The following is a 10,065-nucleotide window of genomic DNA, read 5'->3' as shown; positions in this document are numbered from 1 at the left end:
GACGCGGGCGCGGCTCGCCCGCCGCGCCATCCGCCTCGGCCGCAGTCTCCTCGACTCCGGCGTCCTCGTGCGCCTCCCCGAGCCGGACGACACCGGGCGCGCCGTCGCCCTGACCGTCGACCTCCCGCCCGACTTCGCCCTCAACCAGCCCCTGGCCCACTTCGCCCTCGCCGCGCTCGACGTCCTCGACAGGGAGGCCCCGGCATACCCCCTCGATGTCGTCTCCGTCGTGGAGGCCGTCCTCGACGACCCGCGACCCGTCCTCATGGCCCAGCAGTACGCGGCGCGCGGCGCGGCGGTCGCGGAGATGAAGGCGGACGGCGTCGAGTACGAGGAGCGGATGGCGCTCCTGGAGGACGTCACGTGGCCCAAGCCGCTCGAGGAGCTCCTCGAGGCGGCGTATGCCATCTATCGCCGCACGCATCCGTGGCTCCACGAGGACGCCCTGTCCCCCAAGGCGATCGTCCGCGAGATGTGGGAGACCGGGATGTCCTTCGGGGATCTCGTGGGCCGCTACCAGCTCGGCCGGTCCGAGGGCGTCGTCCTGCGCTACCTCTCCGACGCCTACCGCACCCTGCGCCAGACCGTGCCCGACGCATACCGCACCGAGGGCCTGGAGGAGATCGTCGAGTGGCTCGGCGAGACCGTCCGCCAGACCGACTCCAGCCTGCTCGACGAATGGGAGGCGCTCACCTCCGCCGAGCCGGTGGGCGAGGTCGCGGCGGAGGTCTCGCACCATGGGGCCGGGGACGGGGCGCGGCCGCAGCGCCCGGTCACCGCCAACGAGAGGGCCTTCCGGGCGATGGTGCGCGGTGCGGTCTTCCGCCGGGTCCTCCTCGCGGCGCGCGACGACCTCGACGCGCTCGCCGCCATCGAGCCGCCCGACGGGCCGATGTCACGGACGGCGTGGGACGAGGCGCTCGGAGCCTACTGGGAGGAGCACGACGAGATCGGCACCGACGCCGACGCCCGGGGACCGCAGTACCTGCGCATCGAGGCCGCGGCGGCCACGCCCGGCCTTCCCCGGCGCTGGCTCGTCACCCAGACGATCGCCGACCCGGCCGGCGACCATGACTGGGTCATCGAGGCGACCGTCGACCTCGACGCCTCCGACGAGGCGGGCGAGCCGGCCCTCGTCACGACGGCCCTGCGGAGGCTCTAGCCACGGCGTGCCCCGTGACGGCGGCACGCGGCTCCAGCTCACGGCAGCTGCCGTCCGCGGAGGCAGACGAGGTGCGCGACGAGCGCGGTCCATCCGGTCTGGTGCGAGGCGCCGAGCCCGGCGCCGGTGTCGCCGTGGAAGTACTCGCTGAAGGTCGGATGCTCGCTCCACAGTGGACCCTGCCCGACGTGGACCGGGTCCCCGGGCCGACGTCCGTCGGCACCGGGGCGGAAGAGCGCGATGAGCCGGTCGTCGATGTCGTCCGCCACGCCCGCGAGCCCGACGAGCCGCCCCGACCCCGTGGGCAGCTCGACGGTGAACGACGGTCCGAGCGCCTCGGCATACGTCCGCATCGCGTCGGCGAGCAGGACGTTGAGCGGGAACCACACCGGCCCGCGCCAGTTCGAGTTCCCGCCGAAGAGCCCGCTGTCGGACTCGCCGGGCGTGTAGGCGATCGGCAGCTCGGCCCCGTCGATGGGCACGCTGTAACCACCCCGATAGGCGGCCGACAGCGACCGGACACCATGCGGGGAGAGGAACTCGTCGCCGGACAGCATGTGCCGCAACAGGATCCGGATGCGGTCGGGAGGCACGAGCGACAGCGCGACGACGTCCGCATCGGCCTCGTGGGTCATCAGGACCGCCCCGACCCGCTCCGGGTGCCGCTCGCGCAGCCACGCCAAGCGCGCCGCGAAGTCCGGCACCGCGTCGGCGACCCACGACGGCTGGACCTGGATCGCGAGCAGCGGCAGCAGACCGACGAGCGAGCGGACACGCACCGGCTGCGTGCTCCCGTCGGTCCCGACGACGACGTCGTAGAAGAAGCCGTCGGCGTCGTTCCACAGCCGCACCTGGCCGCTGCCGAACCGCTCCATGGCGTCGGCGATCGCGAGGAAGTGCTCGAGGAACTTCGTCGCCGTGTCGTCCCACGCCGAGTCGGTGCGGGAGAGCTCGAGGGCGATCCGCAGCATCGAGAGCAGGAAGAAGGCCATCCAGCTCGTCGCGTCGGACTGCTCGAGGCGCTGCCCGTCCGGCAGGGGCCTGCTCCGATCGAAGGGCCCGATGTTGTCCATCCCGAGGAAGCCGCCCTCGTAGAGGTTCGAGCCGTCGGCGTCCTTGCGGTTGACCCACCAGCCGACGTTGAAGAGCAGCTTGGTCATGATGCGGACGAGGAAGTCCCGGTCGTGCCCACCGTCCAGCAGGTAGACCTGCCAGGCGGCCCAGGCGTGGACGGGCGGGTTGACGTCGCCGAAGTCCCATTCGTATGCGGGGAGCTGGCCGTCGGGGTGCATGGCCCACTCCCGGCACATGAGGACGAGCTGGTCCTTGGCGAGACCGGGGTCGACGTGGGCGAGGGCGACGCAGTGGAAGGCGAGGTCCCACGAGGCGAACCACGGGTACTCCCACTCGTCGGGCATGCTGACGACGTCGGCGAGGGACACATGGCGCCACGAGGAGTTGCGGCCGTACCAGCGGCCGGCGGGTGGCTCCGGCCCCGCCGGGTCGCCCTCGAGCCACTGCTCGACGTCGTAGCGGTAGAGCTGTCGACCCCAGAGGAGCCCCGCGAAGGCGCGCCGGGCGGTGTGTCGGTCGACGTCGTCGACGGCCCCGGGGATCACGGCGTCGTAGAAGGCGTCCGCCTCCGACCTGCGGGTCGTCACCGTGGCGTCGAACCCTGCGAAGGGGTCGGCTCCGAGGGTTGCGAGCGCCGCGTCGGCGACGAGGACGAGGCGCACGGTCACCGTCGCCCCCGGGGCGACGGCCTTCCACGACCACCAGAGCGCGGCCTTCGTGCCACCGTCCGCGGCGAGCCGGCTCTCGTCGCCGTGGACGACCGCGCGGTCGACGGCGTTCTTCGGATGGGCGGGCTCACCCGTCGAGGTGCCGAAACAGAAGTCGACGTCGGTCTCGTTGTCGCAGAAGAGGATCCGCGGCGCACCGTCGGCCAGGAGCCACCATCGACCGAGGAAGCCGTGCTCTGCCGCGAGTGCGACGCGGCCGTCGCCGGTGCCCCGCGTACCGGTCCCGATCCGCGGTGTCCGGTCGTCGCGCCCCCATGACCACGTGTTGCGGAACCACAGCTGGGGCAGGAGGTGCAGCGGCGCGGGATCGGGTCCGTGGTTGGTCGCCGAGATCTCCACGAGGATGGCCCGCGGATCGGCCTTGGCGTGCGTCACCCGGATGTCGAAGAACCGGTCCTCGTCGAGCACCCCCGTGTCCGACAGCTCGTACTCCGGCTGGTCCCGGGTCCGGTGGGAGCTCTCGCGGCGGAGCTCGGCATAGGGGAACCGGGCCTGGGGGTACCGGTACAGCCACTGCGCATACGAATGCGTCGGCGTGGCGTCGAGGTGCCACCAGTACTCCTTGACGTCCTCACCATGGTTGCCCTCGCCGTTGGTCAGGCCGAAGTACCGCTCCTTGAGGCGGTCGTCGTTCCCGTTCCACAGGGCGAGCGCGAGGTTGAGGAAGCCGTACCGGTCGCACAGGCCGGCGAGCCCGTCCTCACCCCACCGGTAGGCCCGGGCATGCGCGTGGTCGAACGGGAACGAGCTCCACGCGTCGCCGTCCGCCGAGTAGTCCTCGCGGACGGTCCCCCACTGCCGGCCGCTGACGTACGGCCCCCACTCCGTCCACGGCTCGGTCCCCGCGCGATCCGCGGCGAGGCGCGCGTGCTCGGCCGTCGGCGGGTGCCCGGGGGCCGGGCGTGTCGAGGGACCGGTCACGCCGCCACCGATCGTGCGGGAACGGTGAGCAGCCGGCGGACGGCGGCCCGGGCGGCCATGAGCACGAGGATGAGGCCGGTCACCGCGAAGAAGCCGCCGAGCTCCACGCGGTCCCCGAACAGGAGATCCTCCAGGGCCAGTACGACGAACTTGCTGCCAGCGAGCACGATCCACAGCAGCAGCGCGCCGAGCACCTTGCCGCCCGGGCCTGTCGCCGCCTTGAGCCGCTGTTTGACGAGGCCTTTGACGACGAGCACCAGCTCGAGGACGACCTTGAGCATGACGGCGGTGAGCAGCGAGACGGCGAAGGATTCGGTGATGACGGACGGCACGAGCTGGGCGGCCAGGTTGAGCACCACCACGTAGACGAAGACGTCGACGAGGTCGACCGCCGTGACCCGAGCCCGCGCCAGACCGAATGCCGGCGACTCCGTATCGGTCGGCGTCGATCTCGCAGCCTGCGATTCATCCACGGTCGCAGCGTACGACCGTGGACGGCGCGCGCGTCAGCCCTGCTCGAAGTCCGCGGCGGTCACCGTGGCGTGGTTCTGCTCGACGAGGACCATCCAGTTGCCGGAGTTGTCGCGGCAGACGGCCTCGACGCCGTAGGGCCGTTCCGACGGCGGCTGGATGAACTCCACCCCCTTGCCGGACAGCTCCTCGTACGTCGCTCGGCAGTCGTCGACCGACATGCCGAGCCCGTTGAGTCCGCCCGCGTCCTGGGCGCGCTTCATGGCGGCGACGAGGTCGGGGTCCATCGGCGGGCCGGGGATGGCGAGGTTGACCAGGAGCTCGGGCTGGTTGGGGTGGACGACGGTGCACCAGCGGTACCCCTCGCCGAGGACGATGTCGTCGCCCTCCTCGAACCCGAGGACCTCGGTGTAGAACCTCTTGGACTCGTCCTGGTCCTTGACGAAGACGCTGACGATGCTGATGTTCTCGATCATGGTCCGAGGCTAGGACCCGACGCACGCGCGGTGCTTCTCCTGCGTTGCGGAGCCCGCGCCGGCCCTTCGCGCGGCCGACGTCCTCGGTCCGGGGGCCTACGGGCCGGTCACCCGAGGATCCGGTGCCATCTGGGACAGGACGGGTCGGCGGCCGTCCCGGAGCCTACCGACGCGGCGTGGCCTCGGCGAGGAAGCCTCCGTCGACGTCCACCGCGCCGGGCAGCTCGGCGAGCGCCTCGGTGGCGAGCATCCAGTCCTCGAGGTGGCCCTCGCCGTCCTCGGTGTCGCTGTCACCGTCGCTGCTGATCTCGATACGCAGGTCGCAGGTGGCTGCGACACCCGCGAGGCGCTCGCGGACGGCCTCCGAGACCTCCATCGAGGCGAGGACCTCGTCAGCGAACTCCCGGGCGTCCCGGGTCAGGAAGAACCACAGCTCGTCGCCGTCGAGCCACCGCGCACACAGGGGCACGGCCCCGTCCTCGGACACCGCCATGGCCGGCTCCTCGGTCACCTCGGCCGCCACGAGGACCCGCCGCAGGAGCGCCGGTGTGGCATCCCAGCTGAAGCCGCTGTCGGCGGGCAGGAAGACGAAGGACACCCGAGATGCGCTCACCTGAACCATGGTGGCAGGTGCGGTCGCCGGTCACCGTGATCCGCCACGCGCGGCTTGCTCCTCCTGTCCGGCGTCTCGCTCGGCCAGGCCCCACATGAAGACGTAGCAGCCCGGTATGCGGGGCGCCCCGGTCCGGGAGTAGCGCTCCTGGAAGGCCGAGGGAGACTCGCCCACGACGGCACGGAACCGGCTGGAGAAGGAGCCGAGCGAGCTGAAGCCGACGGCGTGGCATACCTCGGTGATCGTGAGGTTCGTCGCGCGCAGGAGGTCCTGGGCGCGCTCGATGCGGCGCCGCGAGACGTAGTCGGCCGGCGTCAGGCCGTACGTCGCCTTGAAGAGGCGCAGGAAGTGGAACTTCGACAGCCCCGCGGTCGCGGCGAGCCGGTCGAGATCGACCTCATCGGCATACTCCCGGTCGGCGAGGTCCCGGGCCCGCCGCAGATGGATGAGGACGTCACCCGGTGCGCGCTCGACCGGTCGCTTCGGCATCGCACGTCAGGAGGCGTATGCGGCGAGCTCGGCGGCGAGGTCGGGGTTCACCTTCGCGACGAGCCGGGTGCCGCCCGCGAGGTGGTCGCTCGTCACGACCTCGCCGCGCTCGTGGACCCGGCTGACGAGGTCGCCGCGGTGGTAGGGCACGACGATGTCCACCTCGACGGACGGCTGGGGAAGCTCGTCGGCCACGAGCTGGCGCAGCGCGTCGATGCCTTCGCCGGTACGTGCCGAGACCGCGACGGCGTGCTTCTCGTGACGCAGGATCCGGTCGACGACCTCGGGATCGGCGACGTCCGCCTTGTTGACGACGACGATCTCCTTGACGTCGGCCGCATCGACGTCGGCCAGCACCCCGCGCACGGCGGAGATCTGGCCCTCGGGGTCGGGGTGCGAGCCGTCGACGACGTGGAGGAGCAGGTCCGCCTCGCCGACCTCCTCAAGCGTCGACCGGAACGCCTCGACGAGCTCGGTGGGGAGCTGGCGGACGAAGCCGACGGTGTCGGTCAGGGTGTACTCGCGCCCCTCCGGCGTCTCGGCCCGGCGGACGGTCGTGTCGAGCGTCGCGAAGAGCTGGTTCTCGACGAGGACGCCGGCGCCGGTCAGCCGGTTGAGGAGGGAGGACTTGCCGGCGTTCGTGTAGCCCGCGATGGCCACGCTCGGGACATGGCCGCGCCGCCGACCGCCGCGCTTGGTGTCGCGGACCGTCTTCATCGCCTTGAGGTCGCGCCGCAGCTTGGCGATCCGGCTGTTGATGCGCCGCCGGTCGAGCTCGATCTTCGTCTCACCGGGGCCACGGGAGCCGATGCCCTCACCGCCGGCGACCCGGCCACCGGCCTGGCGGGACATCGACTCGCCCCAGCCGCGCAGCCGCGGCAGGAGGTACTGCAACTGGGCGAGCTCGACCTGGGCGCGGCCCTCCTTGCTCTTGGCGTGCTGGGCGAAGATGTCGAGGATGAGGGCCGTGCGGTCGATGACCTTGACCTTGACGATGTCCTCGAGGGCCCGGCGCTGGCTCGGCGCGAGCTCGCTGTCGCAGATGACGGTGTCGGCACCCTCGGCGATGACGATGTCACGCAGCTCCTCGGCCTTGCCGGAGCCGAGCCAGGTGCCGGGGTCGGGGTGGGAGCGCCGTTGGACGACGCCGTCGAGGACGGTCGACCCGGCCGTCTCGGCGAGGGCCGCGAGCTCGCGGAGGGAGTTCTCGGCGTCCTCGGCGGTGCCCTCGGTCCAGACGGCCGCGAGGACGACCCGTTCCAGGCGCAGCTGGCGGTACTCGACCTCGGTGACGTCCTGGAGCTCGGTGGACAGGCCCGCGACGCGCCGCAGGGCCGCCCGCTCCTCGCGGTCGAGCTGCTCGCCGTCGCGGGACAGGTCGGTGTCGGGATCCCAGGCGGCGTCCTCGGCGGCGAGGGCGGCGGCCTGCTCGGTGAAGTAGTCGGTGTGTCGCGCAGTCATGTTCTCTCTAGGGTCTCATCAACCGGCGACATCCGACGACTCCTTATCGCCTCACCAAGCGCGGTCAGCGACGTCCAGGTGGTGCACAGGCCCCGATCGGGAGATGTGCACCACGCAGATCGACCCCGACGACGGGCGCCCAGCCACGACCCGATGGTGCACAGGCCCCGATCGGGAGATGTGCACCACCACGGTTCCCCGGATGTGCCCCGCGGGCAGCCTCAGCTCTCGGCGTGCCCTAGAGTCGCCCGCGATGACCGCCGACGACCGCACGCCGGAGCACTACTTCACGGCCCGGCCGAGCACGCCCGCCGAGGAGCGGGACCTCGTCGTGCGGCTCGCCGGACGGGAGGTCACCGTCCGCGTCGCCGGCGGAGTCTTCTCCCCCGGCGGACTCGACAAGGGCACCCGGGTCCTCCTCGAGGAGGTGCCCGACCCGCCCGCAACCGGCGACCTCCTCGACCTCGGCTGCGGCTGGGGGCCGGTCGCGCTGACCCTCGGGCTCCGCTCCCCGGGCGCGACCGTCTGGGCCGTCGACGTCAACGACCGCGCCCTCGACCTGACCCGTCGCAACGCCGCCGCGCTCGGGCTCACCGGCGTGCGCGCCGCCCGCCCGGAGTCCGTCGCCGAGGACCAGCGGTTCGACGTCATCTGGTCCAACCCGCCGGTCCGGGTCGGCAAGGCGGCGCTCCACGACCTCTTGGCGACGTGGCTCCCGCGGCTGCGCCCCGGCGGTGCGGCATACCTCGTCGTCCAGAAGAACCTCGGCGCCGACTCCCTCCAGCGCTGGCTCGGCGAGAGGCTCCCGCCCGAAGGGTATGCCGTGAGCCGGCCGGCCACCTCCGGCGGGTTCCGTGTGCTGCGCGTCGAGCGGCGCTCCTGATCGCGTCAGCGACTCGTGCCGCTCACGTCCTTGCCGGACGACGGGTTGACGACCATCGCCGACCCGCCGCCGCGGCGCACCGGCTCGGCGACGGCGATGAACCGCCCCGGCAGCAGCCGGATCGCCGTGGCGACCCCGATGTACGGCGTCGTCGACAGCGTGTGGCCCATGGCACGCAGCTGCGTCCCGAGGTCGGTGTCGTAGATGGCGGGCTCCGCCTGCTCGGTGCCGTTGCGCGACGACAGCCGCGGCGCCGCGACGGCGGCGAGCAGGCCCTTGTCGCGGTCGACGTACTCGGAGATGACCTGCGCGACCGTCGTGATGATCGTCGCGCCGCCCGGGCTGCCGACGCCGAGCCACGGCGTGCCGTTCCTGAGGATGATCGTCGGGCTCATCGAGCTGCGGGGACGCTTGCCGGCGTCCGGCAGGTTCGGGTCGGGCACGCCGGCCTGGAGCGGCACGAAGTCGAAGTCGGTCAGCTCGTTGTTGAGGAGCAGCCCGTAGCCGGGCACCGTGATCCCCGAGCCGCCGATCTGCTCGATGGTGAAGGTGTACGACGCGACGTCGCCCCACTTGTCGGCGACCTCGAGGTTCGTCGTCGACGTGCCCTCGCGAGGCTCGGGGAGCCGGGCCTGCTTCGTGTCACAGCCGGTCGCGGAGCCGGTCGGATCGCCGAAGGGGATGGGCCGCGGCTGGGCGACGGTCGGCGAGAAGAGGCAGGCCCGCTGCCGGGCGAAGGCCTTCGACGTCAGCTGGGCCACGGGGACGCCCGGCACGTCGCCGACCCACCGGTTGCGGTCGGCGAAGGCGGTCGCCGACGCCTCGCTGAACCGGTGGAGGTACTGCACCTCGTCGACGTCGGACAGCGGGACCCCGGTCTTCGTGTCGTACGCCTGGAGGAGGTTGAGGATCTCGGCGACGGCGATGCCGCCCGAGCTCGGGACAGGCATGCCGTAGACCGAGAGTCCCCGGTACGTCGAGGTGATCGGGGCCTTCGGCACCGCGCGGTAGGCACGCAGGTCGGCCATCGTCAGCTGTCCGGGGTAGACGCTGACGCCCGGGACGGTATGCGGGTGCTGGGCCTCCCCGACGACCGCCTGCCCGAGCGCGCCGCGGTAGAAGACGCTCGGCCCCTGGGCGCGGATCATCGCGTAGGCCTTGGCCATCCCGGGGTTCGTGAACCGTGACCCGACGGCGGGCGGGTGGCCTCCCGGGAGGTAGAGCGCCGCGGTCGCGGGGAACATCGCGAACCGGGCCGCGTTGTCCTCGATCTGGCCGACGAAGGTGTCGTCGGCGACGAAGCCGTTGCGGGCCAAGGACTCCCCGCCCCTCATGGCATACGACAAGGACCTCGTGCCGAACTCCTTCAGGGCGAGGTCCCACGTGGCGAGCGTGCCCGGCGTCCCGACGGACAGGCCGGAGCTCACGACGTCGGAGAAGTTGCGCGCCGTGCCGTCCGGGTTCGTGAAGACCGTCGGCGTGAAGGTCCTGGGCGCCGTCTCGCGACCGTCGATCGTCGAGACCTTCTTCCTCTTCGCGTCGTAGTAGACGAAGAAGCCGCCCCCGCCGATGCCGGAGCTGAACGGCTCGGTGACGCCGAGGGCCGCGGCGGCGGCCACCGCGGCGTCCGCGGCGTTGCCTCCGGCCTTGAGGACGTCGATCCCGGCCTGGCTCGCGTCCCGATCGACCGACGAGACGGCTCCCCCGCCCCCGACCATGCGGGCCACCTTCGGCAGCTGGGCCGACGTGTGGGTGGCCCCGGGCGGGGCCGACGCGGTGGGCGCCGC

At 72.2% G+C, this 10,065-nt stretch carries 9 protein-coding genes; 2 read left to right on the top strand and 7 right to left on the bottom strand.

Annotation, left to right across the window (positions count from 1 at the left end):
* Positions 1-1,162 (top strand): DUF3516 domain-containing protein (locus BN12_RS14680; protein ID WP_157635723.1); only part of this gene is annotated, 1,162 nt, incomplete at its 5' end.
* Between the two features lie 38 nt (positions 1,163-1,200).
* Here the strand turns inward: BN12_RS14680 and BN12_RS14675 are convergent.
* From BN12_RS14675 to hflX, 6 genes are all read right to left on the bottom strand, one after another.
* Positions 1,201-3,885: an MGH1-like glycoside hydrolase domain-containing protein gene (locus BN12_RS14675; RefSeq protein WP_048553571.1), complete on the bottom strand. Its 2,685-nt coding sequence runs from the start codon at positions 3,883-3,885 to the stop codon at positions 1,201-1,203.
* A complete protein-coding gene (locus BN12_RS14670; RefSeq protein ID WP_235432417.1) occupies positions 3,882-4,358 on the bottom strand; it encodes a hypothetical protein in 477 nt (158 codons plus the stop codon). Before BN12_RS14670 ends, BN12_RS14675 begins: the two co-directional genes overlap by 4 nt.
* A 33-nt stretch (positions 4,359-4,391) precedes the next feature.
* Positions 4,392-4,832, bottom strand: a complete 441-nt coding sequence (locus BN12_RS14665; RefSeq protein ID WP_048553570.1) for a VOC family protein — start codon at positions 4,830-4,832, stop codon at positions 4,392-4,394.
* Between the two features lie 163 nt (positions 4,833-4,995).
* Positions 4,996-5,445: a hypothetical protein gene (locus BN12_RS14660; RefSeq protein ID WP_157635506.1), complete on the bottom strand. Its 450-nt coding sequence runs from the start codon at positions 5,443-5,445 to the stop codon at positions 4,996-4,998.
* 30 nt (positions 5,446-5,475) lie between these two features.
* On the bottom strand, positions 5,476-5,934 hold the full coding sequence (locus tag BN12_RS14655) for a helix-turn-helix domain-containing protein (protein WP_048553567.1): 459 nt from the start codon (positions 5,932-5,934) through the stop codon (positions 5,476-5,478).
* A 6-nt stretch (positions 5,935-5,940) separates the two neighbouring features.
* A complete protein-coding gene (gene hflX, locus BN12_RS14650; RefSeq protein ID WP_048553565.1) occupies positions 5,941-7,395 on the bottom strand; it encodes a GTPase HflX in 1,455 nt (484 codons plus the stop codon).
* A gap of 253 nt (positions 7,396-7,648) precedes the next feature.
* Here hflX and BN12_RS14645 point away from each other — a divergent pair, with 253 nt between their 5' ends.
* Complete coding sequence (locus tag BN12_RS14645) at positions 7,649-8,278, top strand: class I SAM-dependent methyltransferase (protein ID WP_048553562.1); 630 nt, start codon at positions 7,649-7,651, stop codon at positions 8,276-8,278.
* A gap of 5 nt (positions 8,279-8,283) precedes the next feature.
* Here BN12_RS14645 and ggt read toward each other — a convergent pair.
* On the bottom strand, positions 8,284-10,065 hold a 1,782-nt coding region (gene ggt, locus BN12_RS14640), incomplete at its 5' end, for a gamma-glutamyltransferase (RefSeq protein ID WP_268807012.1).

It is taken from the genome of Nostocoides japonicum T1-X7, assembly GCF_001046855.1.
Taxonomy (GTDB): domain Bacteria; phylum Actinomycetota; class Actinomycetes; order Actinomycetales; family Dermatophilaceae; genus Nostocoides; species Nostocoides japonicum.
The sequence above is the reverse complement of the archived record's forward strand: the minus strand, read 5'-3'. Positions and strand labels throughout refer to the sequence as shown.